Origin of the sequence: Pantoea sp. Ft-CA_14 (genome assembly GCF_024520875.1) — a bacterium.
GTDB lineage: Bacteria > Pseudomonadota > Gammaproteobacteria > Enterobacterales > Enterobacteriaceae > Pantoea > Pantoea agglomerans.
The window spans coordinates 20,435-38,581 of the sequence record NZ_JALNPM010000018.1; the positions used below are offsets into that span (position 1 = coordinate 20,435).

The window sequence follows — 18,147 nt, forward strand, 5'->3', positions numbered from 1 at the left end:
GTGCATCCAGGAGGATTCGAACCTCCGACCGCTCGGTTCGTAGCCGAGTACTCTATCCAGCTGAGCTATGGATGCATAAATCAAATTCTTGTACAACGCAGGGTGCTAACTACTCACCATGAAAGGAATTGCTAATTCGCTTTGTTTCGATGGTGCATCCAGGAGGATTACTCAGCTTGCGCTTCGCCCTGTGGGCCGTTGCTGATGCAACGTTATCCTCCTTAGTGCGGCCTGTACGCTAATGCGTCATGTCACACCGAGGCACTTCTCCATATTCGAAAATATGGTGCATCCAGGAGGATTCGAACCTCCGACCGCTCGGTTCGTAGCCGAGTACTCTATCCAGCTGAGCTATGGATGCATCGAAAATGGCGGTGAGGGAGGGATTCGAACCCTCGATACAGCTTTTGACCGTATACTCCCTTAGCAGGGGAGCGCCTTCAGCCTCTCGGCCACCTCACCTTACGCTTTCTTTCGAACTGTGCGTCTGAACGTTGTTTCTGCTCATCGGCACTGCGTGGCGCACATATTACTTTCCCGGACTTTTAAGTCAAACAATTTTTCCGAAACTTTGTTTGATTGAGCAAATCACACACAATTGGGACAAAATGGCGACAAAAAGAGTGAATTATCAACAATGAAAGATGATGGCGTTAACAAAACAGAGGAGGAACAGGTAGAAAGAAAAGGCAGGATTTTTACAGAAAGCGGTAGCGCCTCGCACAGGTGCGAGACGCTGAATCCGTTAAACGCTGGTTTGTTGCGTTTTTTCAGCCTGGATGCGTTGATAAATCTCTTCGCGATGCACAGACACTTCTTTCGGCGCGTTAACACCGATACGAACCTGGTTACCCTTAACACCCAGCACCGTTACAGTTACCTCATCACCGATCATGAGGGTTTCACCAACTCGACGAGTTAGAATAAGCATTCTTTGCTCCTTGAAAGATTAAAAGAGTCGGGCTTGTACAGGCTCCCGGCATTATCCATCATTTAACGCTGCACAATGTGTATGAGAAATACACCAATGCACATCGATGCGCCAATACATTCTGCTGATAGTTAGTTTAGCCGAAATACACTACATCAACCTGACTTTGTCATTTGCTGCTTTAGCATCGTATTAAAAAGCGCCGGAACAACCGTTCTGACGCTTTTTACGATGCCTTGTTTTAATTCACTTACAGACGGCTGCTGACCCAGTCCTCAACCCCTGCTAATGCGCCTTTCAGAGCACCCGCATCGTTACCACCAGCTTGTGCCATATCAGGACGGCCACCGCCCTTCCCGCCAACCTGCTGAGCCAGACCGGCAATCAACTCACCCGCTTTAACACGGTCAGTCAGATCTTTGGTCACACCCGCAATCAGCGACACCTTACCTTCAGTAACCGTTGCCAGCACAATAATCGCCGAACCCAGCTGATTCTTAAGATCATCAACCATGGTACGCAACATTTTAGGTTCAACATTGTTGAGCTCACTGACCAGCAGTTTCACTCCCTTAATGTCGATAGCATTGCTGCTCAGTGAAGCGCTCTCCTGCGCGGCTTGCTGATCGCGCAGTTGCTGCAACTCTTTCTCCAGAGCCCGTACATGATCGACCAGACCACGCACTTTCTCATTCAGGTTGCTGCTGTTCGCTTTTACCAGCTGCGCAAGATCCTGCAGCTGGCTGCTCTGCGCATTGACCTGCGCCAGCGCGCCTTCACCCGTAATCGCTTCGATACGACGAATACCGGCTGCGGTACCTGACTCCGCCTGAATACGGAACAGCCCGATGTCACCCGTGCGCGCAGCATGGGTACCACCACACAGCTCAACAGAGAAATCACCCATGGTCAGAACACGCACGCGCTGATCATATTTCTCGCCAAACAGTGCCATTGCCCCTTTAGACTTCGCCGCATCCAGATCCATCACTTCGGTTTCAACCGGCAGGTTGCGACGAATTTGCGCATTGACGATATCTTCGACCTGACGAATCTCCTGAGGTTTCATCGCTTCGAAATGCGAGAAATCGAAACGCAGGTACTTGTCGTTAACCAGCGAGCCTTTCTGCGCCACATGCTCACCTAAAACCTGACGCAAGGCGGCATGCAGTAAGTGAGTAGCAGAGTGGTTAAGACGGATGCGCGCACGGCGTGCTGCATCAACCTGCGCCTCAAGGCGATCACCGATACGCAACTGCCCTGCGGTCAGCTTACCGACATGACCGATTGCCTGACCATATTTTTGTGTATCCTGGACGCTAAATTCAGCATTCTTCCCTTTCAGCAGACCGGTATCGCCTACCTGGCCACCCGATTCGCCATAGAATGGCGTTTCATCCAGCACGACCACGGCATCCTGACCCGCGGTCACTTCATCAACCGCCTCGCCTGCAACATAGAGCGCTTTCACCGTGGCAGCTAAATCGAGCTGGTCGTAGCCTTTGAAGGATGAGGCGGCATCAATACGAATAACGTTGCTGTAGTCAGCGCCGAAGCCACTCGCTTCACGTGCGCGCTGACGCTGCTGCTCCATCGCCCGCTCAAAGCCGGCTTCGTCGATCTTCAGATTGCGTTCGCGGCAGACGTCAGCCGTTAAATCAGCCGGGAAACCAAAGGTATCGTAGAGACGGAAGACGATTTCACCATCCAGCGTGTCGCCCTGCAGTTTTTCCAGCTCTTCGTCCAGCAGCGCCAGTCCGCGCTCCAGGGTTCTGGCAAACTGATCTTCTTCGCTTTTCAGCACCTGCTCAACCTGAGCCTGCTGGCGCTGTAACTCTTCACCTGCGGCACCCATGACCTCAATCAGTGGCGCAACCAGTTTATAGAAGAAGGCCTCTTTGGCGCCCAGCATGTTGCCATGACGCACGGCACGACGAATGATACGACGCAGCACGTAGCCACGGTTCTCATTAGACGGGATGACGCCATCGGCAATCAGGAATGCACAGGAGCGAATGTGGTCGGCAATGACACGCAGCGATTTGTTACTGAGGTCAGTGGCACCGGTAACCTGTGCCACGGCCTGAATCAGTTTCTGGAAAAGGTCGATTTCATAGTTGGAGTTGACGTGTTGCAGAACGGCAGAAATACGCTCAAGGCCCATTCCGGTATCAACCGACGGTTTTGGCAGCGGCAGCATGGTGCCATCAGCCTGACGGTTGAACTGCATAAAGACGATGTTCCAGATCTCAATGTAACGGTCACCATCTTCTTCCGGGCTGCCCGGCGGGCCACCCCAGATGTGATCGCCATGATCGTAGAAAATCTCGCTGCACGGACCACAAGGACCGGTATCGCCCATCTGCCAGAAGTTATCTGACGCATACGCGCTGCCCTTGTTGTCGCCGATGCGAATAATGCGTTCACGTGGCACACCGATTTCGTTCGCCCAGATATCAAAGGCTTCATCGTCGGTTTCATAGATCGTCACCCACAGACGCTCTTTTGGCAGGCTGAACCACTGCTCGCTCGTCAGCAGTTCCCAGGCAAAACCAATCGCCTCTCTCTTGAAGTAGTCACCAAAGCTGAAGTTACCCAGCATTTCAAAGAAGGTGTGGTGACGTGCGGTGTAACCGACGTTTTCAAGATCGTTGTGTTTACCGCCTGCGCGTACACAGCGCTGTGACGTGGTCGCACGTGTGTAGTCACGTTTGTCCTGACCGAGGAACACATCTTTAAACTGGTTCATCCCGGCGTTAGTAAACAACAACGTTGGATCGTTATTCGGTACGAGGGAGCTGCTGGTTACAACCTCATGTCCCTTGCTATGAAAAAAGTCGAGAAACGCTTGACGGATCTCAGCAGTGCTCTTGCTCATATATATCCTGGAATCACGCTAACGAACGTTCCCTCTGATCGGCGCGACCACATTCTGGTGGTGCCTGATTAGCGGAACAAAAAGTGGGAATAAGATAAATTTTCTTCAGTGGGAAGTAAAATTACATCGGCTTTTAGTCATCAAAATTTCTGAAAATGGACTGGATATCTTCGCTCATAAAACCCTTTGACTGCAGATAGCGTAGTACTTTCGCTTTCTCTTTCCACTCTGTGGGCAGCGGGTGTCCGAATTTTCGTTCAGCCAGCTGAGCCGCACACGCCGCCCAGTCTACCTCTGTCTCTTCCATTGCAAGATCAATGGCTTCACGGTCGATGCCTTTCTGGCCCAGTTCAAGGCGCACGCGCTGCGATCCAAAGCCCTTACGGCTCCGGCTCTGAATAAATCGTTCGGTGAAACGCTCGTCGTTTAACCAGCCGCTTTCCTGACACCAGTTAAGAACCTGTTCCAGCAACGCTTCGGTAACAATTTCGGGCTCTTTTTTCTGCGCCCACGCAGCACGCTGCGCTGATTGTTGCAGTTTACGCGCTAACTCTGCACGGCTGTGGTCGCGCTGACCCAGAATACGCATCGCACGGTCAAGCAAACGAGAGTAAGAGACGACATTAGGTTGGGGCTGAGAGGGTTCAGTCATACTGCGCACCTTTTACAAACAGAGGGAGATTATGGCGACAGAACAGGACAGAGGAAAGGCAAGAAAGGTAATAGAGGGGGATAAAAACTACGGGAGAGGCTTTCGCCCCTCCCGCATCAGAGATTAGAAGTCTTCGTTCGCTTCAGCCGCGTCTTCTTTCTCAGCAGCCTTGTCGGCTGCTGCGAGTTTTTCATCCGCGCCGTTGAGCAACATCTCACGTAACTTCAGATCAATCTCGTTTGCCACAGCAGCATTCTCTTTCAGGAAGTTGCCGGCATTCGATTTACCCTGACCAATCTTGTCGCCATTGTAGCTGTACCATGCACCCGCTTTTTCAATCAGCTTGTGCTTCACGCCCAGGTCGACCAGCTCACCAAAGGTATTGATACCTTCGCCGTACATGATCTGGAACTCAGCCTGTTTGAATGGCGCGGCGATTTTGTTTTTCACCACTTTAACGCGGGTCTCACTGCCGACCACGTTATCGCCCTCTTTGATTGCACCGATACGGCGGATATCAAGACGGACAGAGGCGTAGAACTTCAGCGCGTTACCACCAGTGGTGGTTTCCGGGTTACCAAACATCACACCAATTTTCATACGGATCTGGTTGATGAAAATCAGCAGGGTATTGGACTGCTTCAGGTTACCGGCCAGTTTACGCATCGCCTGGCTCATCATACGTGCCGCGAGGCCCATGTGTGAGTCACCGATTTCACCTTCGATTTCCGCTTTAGGCGTCAGCGCCGCGACGGAGTCGACGATGATCACGTCAACGGCACCAGAGCGCGCCAGCGCATCACAAATTTCCAGCGCCTGCTCACCAGTGTCTGGCTGAGAGCAGAGCAGGTTATCAATGTCTACGCCGAGTTTCTTGGCGTAAACCGGATCAAGCGCATGCTCGGCATCGATAAAGGCACAGGTTTTACCTTTACGCTGTGCAGATGCGATAACCTGCAGAGTCAGCGTGGTTTTACCTGAAGACTCAGGTCCGTAGATCTCAACGATACGGCCCATTGGCAGACCGCCTGCGCCTAATGCGATATCCAGCGACAGCGAGCCGGTAGAGATAGTTTCCACATCCATTGAGCGGTCTTCACCCAAGCGCATGATGGAGCCTTTACCAAATTGCTTCTCAATCTGGCCAAGCGCGGCAGCTAAAGCCTTCTGTTTGTTTTCATCAATCGCCATTTCAACTCCTAATCAAGCCGGGTAAACACGCACTCAGGGTGCCTGTACTCTTTCTGTTGCCGACAATTATACTGTATAGTCATACAGTATCAAGTTTAATTTGTCAGAAATTCGCCATACAGTTTCTGCAGGGCCCATGCCACCGACTGGCGGCGTACGGCATCACGATCGCCGCTAAAATGCTGCTGAAAAGTCAATACGTTACCCTGCGGCCCGGCAAAGCCAAACCACACCGTGCCCACCGGTTTTTCTTCACTGCCGCCATCCGGACCGGCAATACCGCTGACGGAGATCGCGTAGTCAGCATGGGCCGCCCTGCGGGCACCCAGCGCCATCTCCCGCACCACCACATCACTTACCGCACCATACTGCAACAGGGAAGCAGCCTGAACACTGACCATCTGCTGTTTGGCCTGGTTACTGTAGGTCACAAAACCCCGCTCGAACCAGGCGGAGCTGCCGCTGATATCGGTAAAGACTTTGGCAATCCATCCCCCCGTGCAGGATTCCGCACAGGTTACGGTGGCATTGCGCTGCTTCAGCTTCTCACCTATCTGCGCACTAAGCGCCTGCAATTGCTGATCATCCATTGCGATTCTCCCTTTGGCTGTGGGTTGAAGGTGGTGCAGAAAAACTGCTTTTTCAAGGTCACTCACCATTATTACGCTGTTTTTGCGGTCAGCTTTCCACTGCACCTACCGGTTTTTCACCGCAACCATAAAAAGACGCGGGAAGGCGAGCAACACCTGACCATCGGCCTGAGCCGGATAAGCCGCGAGCAGACGCTGATGATAATCGGTCAGAAACGCCGTCTGTTCGGTCTCATCCAGCGTTGCCAGGAAAGGCCGTAAACCGGTCGCCTGCAGCCAGCTGATAATTGCCTGCGCATCGGCCATCACGTGATAATAGGTGGTACGCCAGATATCCACCTCACAGCCGGCCTGCGTCAGCAGATCGTAATACTCGCCCGTGGAAAGCAGCTGTGTACGTTCAGCGGCATCGGCATTGATGCGTGAACGCCAGCGATCCGTTGCCGCCACCTCGCGCATCAGCCGGTGCGACGGCTCATTGAGGTTATCAGGCATCTGGATCGCTAACACGCCACCGGGCGCCAGCTGGCTGACCAGATGGGGAAACAGCGCTGCGTGATTATCCAGCCATTGCAGAGACGCATTGGCGTAGACCACCTGCTGCGGCACATCGGCCTGCCAGTTGCGGATGTCCGCCTGGATAAAACGACAGTGCGGCAGGCGTTCAGCGGCCTGAGTTAACATCGTGGCGGAACTGTCCAGCCCGGTAATCTGCGCCAGTGGCCAGGCATCGGCGAGCAGTTCAGTGCTGTTACCGGGCCCGCATCCCAGATCGGTCACCTGCTCAACCTGTTCCAGGCTGAGGCGCGCCAGAAGTTCGCGGGCTGGACGGGTTCTTTCCGCTTCAAACTTACGGTACAGCACAGGATCCCACTCTTTCATCATGACCTCTCGCTCAGTTATCAGATGCATCCGCTTACTGAGACGGATGAAAAAGGAAAAAGTGCGACCCGTTGCTCATTTTTGAATCATGCGCTGGCAGAGACCTGCCGGAGTCATTAAGTTAAAACACTGTTTCATTTTTTTAACATCTGTTTCAGGAGTCATTTATGAGTGAAGAATCGCCCTTTGCCGGTGTCTGGTGCCCTTCAGTCACCCCGTTCAATGCGCAGGGTGCGGTCGATATTGATGCGCTCGGGCGACATTTCTCCCGCCTCAATGACTCCGGTATTGATACCTTACTGGTGATGGGCAGCATTGGCGAGTTCGCCTCACTGACGCAGCAGGAACGCTTACAACTGATTAAGGAAGCCAGACCCTTGTCATCGCTGAAGATGGTGGCGAACGTCTCGGCAACCTGCATTCCTGACATGCTGGAGCTGGCTGAAGCCGCCTGGAAAAATGATTTTGACGCGGTGATGGTGCTGCCACCCTACTATTACGGCCAGACGCAAAACCAGCTGATGCACTACTTCGAAACACTGGACGCCCAACTGGGTGGTAAATGGTTTGCCTACAACTTTCCGGCCCGCACCGGCTGCGATCTGACGCCCGCGCTGATTGCCGCCCTGGCGGCAAAGCTGCCCAACTTCGCCGGCATTAAAGATACGGTGGATTGCCTGTCGCACAACCGGATGATGATTGAAGAGACCCGCAAGGTGCGTAGCGATTTCGCCGTACTGTCGGGGTATGACGAGTACCTGCTACCGAACCTGCTGGCGGGCGGTGCCGGTGTAATTTCAGGACTGAATAATATTGTGCCGGAGTACTTTGCGCAGATGATGACGGCATGGCGAAGTGGCAATCTGCCGGAGCTGACGCACCTGCAGCAGCAGATCGGCCGTCTGATGGCGATTTACAGTATCGGAGATGATTTCGTAACAACAATTAAAACGGCCGTGGCACGGCGCTATGACTCGATGAGCAGCGGCTCACGAAACTACGGTGGCACGCTGAATGCGGAGCAGTGTGACGCAATTGATAAGCTGTTCAGCTAAGCAGGAAAGCGGGCGCATCCCTGCGCCCCCGATCTCAGTTCTTTTTCACAAACTCAGATTTTAATTTCATCGGGCCAAAACCGTCGATTTTACAATCGATGTTGTGGTCCCCTTCAACCAGACGAATGCTTTTCACTTTGGTGCCGATCTTCAGCGATGAAGAACTGCCCTTCACCTTGAGATCTTTGATCACCGTGACGCTGTCGCCATCTGCCAGCAGATTGCCGTTGGCATCACGCACTTCCAGTGTTGCGTTGCTGCTGTCAACTTCTCCCTCGGTCCAGATGTGACCGCAGGAGGGGCAGTTAAGGTTATCGCCATCTTGCCAGGTGTAATCGGCGTGACAAGCCGGGCAGGCAGGTAAAGACATAGTGACTCCAGAAATATCAGTGGCTGTGTGGCCTGAAAAAGGGCGTCATCATATAACCTTACAGTTAACAAGGATAGCCTTTATAACAGGCCGCCCTGGCGTGCCTTGCTCACCGCCTCACCCAGCTGCCACACCGCCATCGCATAATGGGTACTGTGGTTGTAGCGGGTAATGACATAGAAATTGGGTAAGCCGTACCAGTACTGGTAGCTGGTGCCCAAATCCAGGCGTAGCAGACTGACCTGATCGTTACCGTTCAGCGAGCCCTGTGGGGACAATCCTGACGCCGCCAGCATGCTCACGCTGTAACGGGTTTTGAAGCCATCTTCCAGCATCGGCGCCTGACCGCTGGCCGGTACCGCCACATTTTCGCCGCTGCGCCAGCCATGCTTCTGAAAATAGTGCGCCACGCTGCCGATAGCATCCACCGGATCCCACAGGTTTGCATGACCGTCGCCGTTGAAATCAACCGCATAATCATTGTAAGAGGAGGGCATAAACTGACCATAGCCCATCGCCCCGGCAAAGGAGCCTTTCAACGCCAGCGGGTCATCCTGCTCTTTGCGCGACATCAACAGAAAGGTTTCCAGCTCGCTGCTGAAGTACTCTGCGCGGCGCGGATAGTTAAAGGATAAGGTCGCAAGCGCATCCAGAATCCGCGTTTTCCCCATCACGCGCCCCCAGCGGGTTTCCACACCAATGATGCCCACGATAATTTCCGGTGGCACACCATAAACCTGCTGTGCGCGTTGCAGGGCATCCTGATACTGATTCCAGAACGCAACCCCATTCTGCACGTTATCGGGCGTAATGAACTTGTTGCGATAGCGGATCCAGGCGCCATTAGGTCCTGGCGCTGGCGTATAGCTTGGTGCCTGACGATCCATCAGTCGCAGCACATAATCCAGTCGTTTGGCCTGACCGATGATGTTGTGCAGTTGCTGACGGTCAAAGTCATGCTTCTCCACCATCTTATCGATAAATTGCTCTGCTGCCGGGTTACCGGCAAAGTCGCCAAACATCGCCTGTCCGCTGTGCGACGGCTGCAGTAAAAAACCGCCCTGTGGCGCAGCCAGCATCTTCTGCTGGGACGGGACTTCAGGTTTGCTGCTGCAGGAGGCCAGAAGCGGGATGAACGCAAGGAAGGCTAACTTGAGGCGCATCGGTTATCCATAAACGAGGGGTAATTTCAGATGCGGTAATAGTAGACGTTCAGCGCAATGACATACAGGGCAAAATCTTAAAAAAACGTCAAGGCAGCCGTGGGCTAAAATGGCTGCGGGGCTCTCTCTGCCCCGCAGCCATCATGCGCTTAGCGGCGGTTTCTCACCAGCTGATAGCGACGGGTCAGATACTCAACCGGCGCGCTCCAGATATGCACCAGCCGGCAGAACGGGAACAGCAGGAACAGCGTCATTCCCAGCACCATGTGCACGCGGTAGATAAACGCCACGCCGTTGAGATGCTGCGAAGCGCCACCGTGGAAGGTCACCACCGCCTGCGCCCAGCCCACCAGCTTCATCATTTCACTGCCGTCCATATGCTGGGCGGAGAAGGGAATGGTCAGCAGGCCCAGCGTCGCCTGAGCCACCAGCAGGGTCATGATCAGAATATCACCGACGCTACTGGTCGCCCGCACCCGTGGATTGGTCAGACGGCGCTTCAGCAGCAGTCCACCGCCCACCAGTGTCATCGCCCCGAACAGGCCACCGGCAATCATCGCCAGTTTCTGCTTCACGTCGATCGGCAGGAAGGATTCATACATCCAGTGCGGCGTCAGCATCCCGACGATATGACCGAAGAAAATACCGATGATGCCGATGTGAAACAGGTTGGAGGCGAGACGCATCCCTTTTTTGTCCAGCATCTGACTGGAACCGGCACGCCAGCTGTACTGCCCGTAGTCATAGCGCAGCCAGCTTCCCACCAGGAAGACCGTTCCGGCGAGATAGGGGTAAATATCGAAGAAGAAAGTGTTAATAAAATTCATGCTGATTCTCCTGTGGTACGCGCCGTCGCCGCGGCGATGTCCAGATACTGCGGCGCTACCGCCTCGGCGAAGCGACGCTGATGCATCGCCTGCTGCGCCGAGGCGCAGCCCTGCTCGCCGAGAAATTTAATCTGCTCCTCTTCCCAGACAGCATCCAGTGCTGCCGGCGTATCGTCGCGCGCTTCCTGCGCCACCTGTGGCTTGAGGGCCGCAGGATCAACCGCGCTACCGGACAGCGTCAGTAATACTGTGAAGAGATCGGCGTAGGGGCTCTGACGCTCTTCAAGCCGCGCCGCCAGCAAGGCCAGGATAGGCACGATGTCGTCCAGTCCCTGACACGCGGCCTCATCGCTTTTACAGGCGAGATACTCCAGGTAGAGCGGCAGGAAATCGGGCAGCTCTTTGCTGTCCAGCTCCAGACCATCGGCACGATACTGTTCCAGCAGATCAACCATCGCCTGACCGCGATCGCGTGACTCACCGTGCACGTGTTCAAACAGCAGCAGCGAGGTGGCGCGGCCACGATCAAACAGTTCGCAGTAGTCAGCCTGCACGTCGAGCAGTGGCCGGGCACAGAGCTGATTGATAAAACGCACCAGCCGTGCACTCTGCTGCAGGTTGAGTTCAGTGGCGTCATCCAGCGCCGCGATCAGGTCGGAAGAGTGGGTAAACAGCGCCTCGTCCGGGTAGTCCAGCAGCCGCGAAAGAATCCGTAACGTCATCATGAGGCATCCTCCGGACGAATGGTTTTCTTACTGACGTCGATGGCATCAATACGGCGGCTGTTGAACAGGTTGAATTTGCTGTCGCTGCCGTGACAGCCATCGCCAAAGCTAAAGCCGCAGCCTTTGCTTTCCGGGAAGGCTTCACGCGCCAGTTCGCGATGGCTGGAGGGCACCACAAAGCGATCTTCATAGTTCGCGATCGCCAGATAGCGGTACATCTCCTGCGCCTGCGCTTCGGTCAGGCCGACCTGCTCCAGCGCCCGGATATCATGCTCACCGTCCACGCTTTCTGCGCGTTTGTAATGACGCATTGCCAGCATCCGCTTCAGTGCCAGCAGCACCGGTGCGGTGTCGCCTGCGGTCAGCAGGTTCGCCAGATACTCAACCGGAATGCGCAGGCTTTCCACATCCGGCAGCACGCCGGTGTGCGCCAGCGCCCCGCCATCCACCGCCGACTGAATCGGTGACAGTGGTGGCACATACCAGACCATCGGCAGCGTGCGGTATTCAGGGTGAAGTGGCAGCGCCAGCTTCCACTCCATCGCCATTTTATAGACCGGTGAACGCTGTGCTGCGTCGATCACGCTCTGCGCAACGCCATCTTTCAGCGCCTGCGCAATCACCGCCGGATCGTTGGGATCAAGGAAGATATCCAGCTGGCTCTGATAGAGATCTTTCTCGTTTTCCGCTGCGGCCGCCTGTTCAATGCGGTCAGCGTCATAGAGCAACACGCCGAGATAGCGGATACGGCCGACACAGGTTTCTGAACAGACGGTGGGCTGGCCCGCTTCAATGCGCGGATAACAGAAAATGCATTTTTCTGATTTGCCGCTTTTCCAGTTGAAGTAGATCTTCTTGTACGGACAGCCGGTGAGGCACATCCGCCAGCCGCGACATTTATCCTGGTCGATCAGTACGATGCCATCTTCGCCGCGTTTGTAGATCGCGCCGCTTGGGCAGGTCGCCACACACGCCGGGTTGAGGCAGTGCTCACACAGGCGCGGCAGGTACATCATGAAGGTGTGCTCAAACTGACCGTAAATCTCCTTCTGGATGTTATCGAAGTTCTTATCCTGCGAACGTTTGGCAAACTCGCCGCCGAGGATCTCTTCCCAGTTCGGGCCGTTTTCGATCTTTTTCATCCGCTGACCGGTGATCAGCGAGCGCGGACGCGCAATCGGCTGATGCTTACCGGCGGGCGCATTGTGCAGATGCTGATAATCAAAATCGAACGGTTCGTAGTAATCATCCAGCGCGGGCACATCCGGGTTGGCGAAGATCTTCGACAGCAGACCGATGCGACTGCCCATGCGCGGCTCCAGCTTACCGTTGATCTTACGGATCCAGCCGCCCTTCCACTTCTGCTGATCTTCCCAGGCGTGCGGATAGCCGACGCCAGGCTTGCTTTCGACATTGTTAAACCAGGCGTACTCCATGCCCTCGCGGCTGGTCCAGACGTTTTTACAGGTCACCGAGCAGGTGTGGCAGCCGATACATTTGTCGAGGTTCAGCACCATGCCGACCTGTGAACGAATTTTCATGGTTTTACCTCCTGCTGGCTGCCCTGGCAGGCATCGTTGCCTTCCCCATCTAACCAGTTAACGTTGTTCATTTTTCTCACTACCACGAACTCATCGCGGTTCGAGCCAACGGTGCCGTAGTAGTTAAAGCCCCAGGAGAGCTGCGCATAACCGCCGATCATATGGGTCGGTTTCGGGCAGGTCCGCGTCACCGAGTTATGGATCCCGCCGCGCTGGCTGGTGATCTCCGAGCCAGGGATATTCACGATACGTTCCTGCGCGTGGTACATCATGGTCATACCGGCCGGGATGCGCTGGCTCACTACTGCACGTGCGGTCAGCGCACCGTTGGCATTGAACGCCTCGATCCAGTCGTTATCCACGATACCCAGCTCACGAGCGTCATCTTCACTCATCCAGACAATCGGTCCGCCGCGCGACAGTGTCAGCATCAGCAGGTTGTCGCTGTAGGTGGAGTGAATGCCCCACTTCTGGTGTGGCGTCAGGAAGTTCAGCGCCTTCTCCGGGTTACCGTTGGGTTTGCTGTTCAGCAACGGCTTCGCCGCGCGGGTATCGATTGGCGGACGATAGACCATCAGGCTCTCACCGAAGGCGCGCATCCACTCATGATCCTGATAGAGCTGCTGACGGCCGCTCAGGGTTCGCCACGGGATCAGCTCATGAACGTTGGTGTAGCAGGCGTTGTAAGAGACATGTTCATCTTCCAGCCCTGACCAGGTCGGACTAGAGATAATTTTGCGCGGCTGCGCCTGGATATCGCGGAAGCGAATCTTCTCATCTTCTTTATTGAGCGCCAGGTGGGTGTGGTCACGACCAGTAATCACGCCCAGTGCCTGCCAGGCTTTCACCGCCACCTGACCATTGGTTTCCGGTGCCAGCGCCAGGATCACTTCTGCCGCATCGATCGCCGTGTCGATATTCGGCCGCCCCGCTGCCGGGCCATCCGCTTTGACGTAGTTCAGTTGCTTGAGGAAATCGACCTCTTTGCTGGTGTTCCAGCTGATACCTTTGCCGCCGTTACCCAGGGTCTCCAGCAACGGTCCCAGCGAGGTAAAGCGCTCCCAGGTCGCCGGATAGTCGCGCTCCACCACCATAATGTGTGGCGCGGTTTTACCCGGAATCAGATCGCATTCGCCTTTTTTCCAGTCTTTCGCCTCAAAAGGCTGCGCCAGTTCCGCGGGTGAGTCATGCAACACCGGCAGAGTAACGACGTCCGTTTCAACGCCTAAATGACCCGGGCAGAGATCGGAGAAGGCTTTGGCGATGCCTTTGTAGATCTCCCAGTCACTTTTTGAGTCCCAGGCAGGATCGACGGCCGCCGAAAGCGGATGAATAAACGGATGCATATCCGAGGTATTCATATCGTCTTTTTCATACCAGGTCGCCGTTGGCAGCACGACATCGGAGTAGAGACAGGTGCTCGACATGCGGAAGTCGAGTGTGACCACCAGATCCAGTTTGCCTTCGGCACCCTGATCCAGCCACTCCACCTCTTCCGGCTTCACGCGGCCCTGCTGGCCTAAATCTTTGCCCTGAATGCCGTTTTCCGTGCCCAGCAGATACTTCAGCATGTACTCATGCCCTTTACCGGATGAGCCGAGCAGATTGGAGCGCCAGACAAACAGGTTACGCGGGAAGTTCTGCGGCTCGTCCGGCTGTTCAGCGGCAAACCGCATGGTGCCCTGCTTCAGGCTTTCCACGGTGTAATCCAGCGGCGACTGACCGGCGGCTTTCGCCTGCGCCGCGATGTGCAGCGGGTTGACGTTAAGCTGCGGCGCTGAAGGCAGCCAGCCCATACGTTCGGAACGGACGTTAAGGTCGATCAGGCTGCCGCTGTAGCGACTTTTATCCGCCAGCGGGGAGAGCAATTCGCTGGTGGCCAGGGTTTCATAGCGCCACTGACTGGAGTGGTTGTAGAAGAAGGAGGTGCTGTTCATCTGGCGTGGCGGACGCTGCCAGTCCAGGCCAAAGGCCAGCGGGGTCCAGCCGGTCTGCGGACGGAGTTTCTCCTGGCCGACATAGTGCGCCCAGCCACCGCCGCTCTGACCGACGCAGCCGCAGAAAATCAGCATGTTCATCAGGCCACGATAGTTCATGTCCATGTGATACCAGTGGTTCATACCGGCACCGACGATGATCATCGAACGACCGCGGGTCTTCTCGGCGTTTTCGGCAAATTCACGGGCAATGCGAATGATGTTCTGACGGGAGACACCCGTAATCTGCTCCGCCCAGGCCGGGCTGTACGCTTTGATGTCGTCGTAGGTTTGCGCGCAGTTGGCATCATCCAGACCGCGATCCAGACCATAATTCGCCAGCGTCAGATCGTAGACGCTGGTGACCAGTGCTTCACTGCCATCCGCCAGTTGCAGGCGTTTCACCGGCAGCTTATGCAGCAGGATTTCGTCCAGCGCAACGCTGTTGAAATGCTCGCTGGTAATGCCACCGAAGTAAGGGAAACCGACCTCGACCACCTCATCGTGGCTGCCGAGCAGGCTGAGCTGCAGTTCAACTTCCTGATGTGACGCCCCATCACGCTGCTCGAGGTTCCATTTGCCTTTTTCGCCCCAGCGGAAGCCGATAGATCCCTGCGGCGCGGTCAGTTCCCCGGTCGCCTCGTTGATCGCGACGGTTTTCCACTCCGGGTTATTCTCCTGACCGAGCCCATCCACCAGATCGCTGGCGCGCAGCTGACGGCCGGCGGCGTAAAAACCGCCCTCACGGGGTTCCAGCAGTACCAGCATCGGCATATCGGTGTAACGGCGCACATAGTCGCGGAAATAGCCAACTTCGCGATCAAGATGAAACTCTTTCAGCATCACGTGGCCCATCGCCAGCGCCATCGCGCTGTCGGTGCCCTGCTTCGGACTCAGCCACTGGTCACACAGCTTCGCGACCTCAGCATAGTCCGGCGTGATCGCCACGGTTTTCGTCCCTCTATAGCGGACTTCCGTAAAGAAGTGCGCATCCGGGGTACGGGTCTGCGGCACGTTAGAGCCCCAGGCAATAATGTAGGAGGAGTTGTACCAGTCAGCCGATTCCGGCACGTCGGTCTGCTCGCCCCAGGTCATCGGTGAGGCCGGCGGCAGATCGCAGTACCAGTCGTAGAAGCTCAGACAGGTTCCGCCAATCAGTGACAGGTAACGTGCGCCCGCAGCGTAAGAGACCATCGACATCGCCGGAATCGGTGAGAATCCCATAATGCGGTCAGGGCCGTAGGTCTTCGCGGTGCAGATGTTCGCGGCGGCGATCATCTCGTTGACTTCCTGCCAGCTGGAGCGGACAAAGCCGCCGCGTCCACGCGCCTGTTTGTAGCTTCTGGCCTTTTCAGGATTACTGATGATGGATGCCCAGGCGTCCACCGGGTCGCTGTGCTGCGCTTTCGCGTCGCGCCAGAGCTGAATCAGCTTCTTGCGCATTAACGGATATTTCAGGCGGTTAGCGCTGTAGAGATACCACGAGTAGCTGGCACCGCGTGGGCAGCCACGCGGCTCATGGTTTGGCAGATCGGGACGGGTACGCGGATAGTCAGTCTGCTGGGTCTCCCAGGTGACCAGTCCATTTTTGACGTAGATTTTCCAGCTGCATGAGCCGGTACAGTTAACGCCGTGCGTGGAGCGCACGATTTTATCGTGCTGCCAGCGACTGCGATAGCCATCTTCCCAGTCGCGGTTGCTGTTTAACGTCTGGCCATGCTGGCCAGAAAAGGGTTCGGCCAGCTGTTTGAAATAGCGAAACCGATCAAGAAACTTGCTCATCCGGAATACTCCTGAAGGCTTAATGTGACATTGCTGACTCTGCATCTGTCCCGACACAGAAAGTGAAATTGTGCCGGTGCGCCACACCGGCTTTGTCGTTATCAGGCGCGTGATTTTCGGCCGTAAACCAGCCAGGTCACCGCGATGCAGCAGAGATAAAAGACCAGGAAGATTTTCATCGCGCCGGCGGGTGAACCGGTCATGGCGAGCGACAGGCCAAAAGTCTGCGGAATAAAGAAACCGCCCAGCGCGCCAATGGCGGAGATAAAGCCGAGCGCAGCAGAGGTTTCTGTTGCCGCTTCGCGCTGTGCCAGCGCATCGTCGCCGCCCTCAGCTTTGATACGTTCCAGCGTCAGCTTACGGAAGATCACCGCAATCATCTGGTAGGTGGAGCCGCTGCCCAGCCCGGACGTCAGGAACAGGCCCATAAACACGGCGAAGAAGGCCACGAACGAGCCATCATGTCCGGCACCCGGCAGGGTAAGGAACAGCAGCGCAGCAAACAGCGCCATCAGCACGTAGTTGATCAGCGTGACGCGGGTACCGCCGAAGCGGTCAGAAATGATGCCGCCTGCTGAACGGGCCAGCGCGCCAATAAAGGGGCCGAAAAAGGCGTAATGCATGATCACGACATCAGGAAATTGCGTCTTCGTCAGCATGGCAAAACCGGCAGAGAAACCGATAAATGAGCCAAAGGTGGCCAGATAGAGCAGCGCCATAACCCACAGGTGTGGACGTTTCAGCACCGGCAACTGCTCACGCAGCGAGGATTTCGCCGCCGCCAGGTCGTTCATGCCGAACCAGGCCGCCAGCGTGCCGATCGCCAGGAACGGCACCCAGATCCAGGCGGCATTTTCCAGCCAGATGCTGTCGCCGGTGACGGTGGTCTGACCCACATCGGCAAAACCAAAAATGGCACAGGAGATCGCCAGCGGGGCGACAAACTGCATTACGCTGACGCCAAGATTACCGAGGCCGCCGTTGATACCCAGCGCGCCGCCCTGACGGGCTTTGGGAAAGAAGAAGCTGATATTGCCCATGCTCGACGCGAAGTTAGCGCCACCAAAACCGCACAGCAGGGAAATCACCATAAAAGTGGTGAATGAGGTCTGGCTGTCCTGTACGGCAAAGCCGAGCCACAGGCAGGGAATGATCAGGATGCCGGTGCTGAAGGCGGTCCAGCGACGTCCCCCAAAGATGGGAATAACAAAAGAGTAAGGCACACGCAGCAACGCGCCAGAAACCGACGGCAGTGCGGTCAGTAAAAAGAGCTGCTCAGTGCTGAAGGTAAAGCCAACTTTATTCAGGTTAACCGCAACGGTGCTGAACAGCATCCAGACGCAGAAGCCCAGCAGCAGACAGAAGACAGAAATCCACAGGTTACGGCTGGCGATACGTTTACCACGCGCCTGCCAGAACGCATCGTTTTCCGGTTGCCAGTCCTGAATTAACGCGCCGCGCGTCGGGGTTTGCAAAGAGGTGGATTGGGTCATAAATCTCTCATCAGCAGAATAATAATTGTGCGTATCCTGCGCATCCGTCGTGGTGTCGGGCTTGATACAAATCAACGGCAATGCAGGTTAC

At 55.6% G+C, this 18,147-nt stretch carries 14 protein-coding genes and 3 tRNA genes; 1 reads left to right on the forward strand and 16 read right to left on the reverse strand.

Features of this window, described 5'->3' with window-relative positions; all coding sequences use genetic code 11:
• Window position 1: 1 nt before the first annotated feature.
• From NR195_RS21050 to tam, 9 genes are all read right to left on the reverse strand, one after another.
• Window positions 2-75 (reverse strand) — tRNA-Arg (locus NR195_RS21050).
• Window positions 76-284: 209 nt separating this feature from the next.
• Window positions 285-361: transfer RNA gene (locus NR195_RS21055), tRNA-Arg, on the reverse strand.
• An 8-nt stretch (window positions 362-369) separates the two neighbouring features.
• A tRNA-Ser gene (locus NR195_RS21060) sits at window positions 370-462 on the reverse strand.
• 283 nt (window positions 463-745) lie between these two features.
• Entirely contained in the window at window positions 746-931 is a 186-nt protein-coding gene (gene csrA / locus NR195_RS21065) for a carbon storage regulator CsrA (RefSeq protein WP_008927091.1), read from the reverse strand.
• Window positions 932-1,181: 250 nt separating this feature from the next.
• The gene (alaS, locus tag NR195_RS21070; protein WP_010248506.1) at window positions 1,182-3,809 is read right to left on the reverse strand and encodes an alanine--tRNA ligase; all 2,628 of its coding nucleotides are present in this window, start codon (window positions 3,807-3,809) and stop codon (window positions 1,182-1,184) included.
• Between the two features lie 133 nt (window positions 3,810-3,942).
• A complete protein-coding gene (locus tag NR195_RS21075; protein WP_010248508.1) occupies window positions 3,943-4,461 on the reverse strand; it encodes a regulatory protein RecX in 519 nt (172 codons plus the stop codon).
• A gap of 123 nt (window positions 4,462-4,584) precedes the next feature.
• A complete protein-coding gene (gene recA, locus NR195_RS21080; protein ID WP_010248510.1) occupies window positions 4,585-5,652 on the reverse strand; it encodes a recombinase RecA in 1,068 nt (355 codons plus the stop codon).
• 95 nt (window positions 5,653-5,747) lie between these two features.
• Entirely contained in the window at window positions 5,748-6,242 is a 495-nt protein-coding gene (gene pncC / locus NR195_RS21085) for a nicotinamide-nucleotide amidase (protein ID WP_033770019.1), read from the reverse strand.
• A gap of 105 nt (window positions 6,243-6,347) precedes the next feature.
• Window positions 6,348-7,124 carry a trans-aconitate 2-methyltransferase gene (tam, locus tag NR195_RS21090; protein ID WP_256844890.1) on the reverse strand — a complete coding sequence of 259 codons (777 nt, stop codon included), beginning with the start codon at window positions 7,122-7,124 and terminating at the stop codon, window positions 6,348-6,350.
• A gap of 167 nt (window positions 7,125-7,291) precedes the next feature.
• On the opposite strand from tam, the gene NR195_RS21095 reads away from it, so the two are divergent.
• The gene (locus NR195_RS21095; RefSeq protein ID WP_228312474.1) at window positions 7,292-8,179 is read left to right on the forward strand and encodes a dihydrodipicolinate synthase family protein; all 888 of its coding nucleotides are present in this window, start codon (window positions 7,292-7,294) and stop codon (window positions 8,177-8,179) included.
• A gap of 34 nt (window positions 8,180-8,213) precedes the next feature.
• On the opposite strand, the gene NR195_RS21100 is transcribed toward NR195_RS21095, so the two are convergent.
• From NR195_RS21100 to NR195_RS21130, 7 genes are all read right to left on the reverse strand, one after another.
• On the reverse strand, window positions 8,214-8,549 hold the full coding sequence (locus NR195_RS21100) for a zinc ribbon domain-containing protein YjdM (protein ID WP_064703503.1): 336 nt from the start codon (window positions 8,547-8,549) through the stop codon (window positions 8,214-8,216).
• 80 nt (window positions 8,550-8,629) lie between these two features.
• On the reverse strand, window positions 8,630-9,712 hold the full coding sequence (gene mltB / locus NR195_RS21105) for a lytic murein transglycosylase B (RefSeq protein ID WP_010248519.1): 1,083 nt from the start codon (window positions 9,710-9,712) through the stop codon (window positions 8,630-8,632).
• A gap of 149 nt (window positions 9,713-9,861) precedes the next feature.
• Window positions 9,862-10,539, reverse strand: a complete 678-nt coding sequence (gene narI / locus NR195_RS21110; protein ID WP_154210496.1) for a respiratory nitrate reductase subunit gamma — start codon at window positions 10,537-10,539, stop codon at window positions 9,862-9,864.
• Window positions 10,536-11,264, reverse strand: coding sequence for a nitrate reductase molybdenum cofactor assembly chaperone (gene narJ / locus NR195_RS21115; RefSeq protein ID WP_256844879.1), 729 nt, complete (start codon window positions 11,262-11,264; stop codon window positions 10,536-10,538). Before narJ ends, narI begins: the two co-directional genes overlap by 4 nt.
• Complete coding sequence (gene narH / locus NR195_RS21120) at window positions 11,261-12,805, reverse strand: nitrate reductase subunit beta (protein WP_010248525.1); 1,545 nt, start codon at window positions 12,803-12,805, stop codon at window positions 11,261-11,263. Before narH ends, narJ begins: the two co-directional genes overlap by 4 nt.
• Window positions 12,802-16,563 carry a nitrate reductase subunit alpha gene (locus NR195_RS21125; protein ID WP_256844880.1) on the reverse strand — a complete coding sequence of 1,254 codons (3,762 nt, stop codon included), beginning with the start codon at window positions 16,561-16,563 and terminating at the stop codon, window positions 12,802-12,804. Before NR195_RS21125 ends, narH begins: the two co-directional genes overlap by 4 nt.
• A gap of 101 nt (window positions 16,564-16,664) precedes the next feature.
• A complete protein-coding gene (locus NR195_RS21130; protein WP_167423911.1) occupies window positions 16,665-18,056 on the reverse strand; it encodes a NarK family nitrate/nitrite MFS transporter in 1,392 nt (463 codons plus the stop codon).
• Between the last annotated feature and the right edge of the window lie 91 nt (window positions 18,057-18,147).

Excerpts from the sequence above, each read along its gene's own strand:
- csrA (WP_008927091.1), bottom strand. The coding sequence starts at position 931 with ATGCTTATTCTAACTCGTCGAGTTGGTGAAACCCTCATGATCGGTGAT.
- alaS (WP_010248506.1), bottom strand. The coding sequence starts at position 3,809 with ATGAGCAAGAGCACTGCTGAGATCCGTCAAGCGTTTCTCGACTTTTTT.
- NR195_RS21075 (WP_010248508.1), bottom strand. The coding sequence starts at position 4,461 with ATGACTGAACCCTCTCAGCCCCAACCTAATGTCGTCTCTTACTCTCGT.
- recA (WP_010248510.1), bottom strand. The coding sequence starts at position 5,652 with ATGGCGATTGATGAAAACAAACAGAAGGCTTTAGCTGCCGCGCTTGGC.
- pncC (WP_033770019.1), bottom strand. The coding sequence starts at position 6,242 with ATGGATGATCAGCAATTGCAGGCGCTTAGTGCGCAGATAGGTGAGAAG.
- tam (WP_256844890.1), bottom strand. The coding sequence starts at position 7,124 with ATGAAAGAGTGGGATCCTGTGCTGTACCGTAAGTTTGAAGCGGAAAGA.
- NR195_RS21095 (WP_228312474.1), top strand. The coding sequence starts at position 7,292 with ATGAGTGAAGAATCGCCCTTTGCCGGTGTCTGGTGCCCTTCAGTCACC.
- NR195_RS21100 (WP_064703503.1), bottom strand. The coding sequence starts at position 8,549 with ATGTCTTTACCTGCCTGCCCGGCTTGTCACGCCGATTACACCTGGCAA.
- mltB (WP_010248519.1), bottom strand. The coding sequence starts at position 9,712 with ATGCGCCTCAAGTTAGCCTTCCTTGCGTTCATCCCGCTTCTGGCCTCC.
- narI (WP_154210496.1), bottom strand. The coding sequence starts at position 10,539 with ATGAATTTTATTAACACTTTCTTCTTCGATATTTACCCCTATCTCGCC.
- narJ (WP_256844879.1), bottom strand. The coding sequence starts at position 11,264 with ATGATGACGTTACGGATTCTTTCGCGGCTGCTGGACTACCCGGACGAG.
- narH (WP_010248525.1), bottom strand. The coding sequence starts at position 12,805 with ATGAAAATTCGTTCACAGGTCGGCATGGTGCTGAACCTCGACAAATGT.
- NR195_RS21125 (WP_256844880.1), bottom strand. The coding sequence starts at position 16,563 with ATGAGCAAGTTTCTTGATCGGTTTCGCTATTTCAAACAGCTGGCCGAA.
- NR195_RS21130 (WP_167423911.1), bottom strand. The coding sequence starts at position 18,056 with ATGACCCAATCCACCTCTTTGCAAACCCCGACGCGCGGCGCGTTAATT.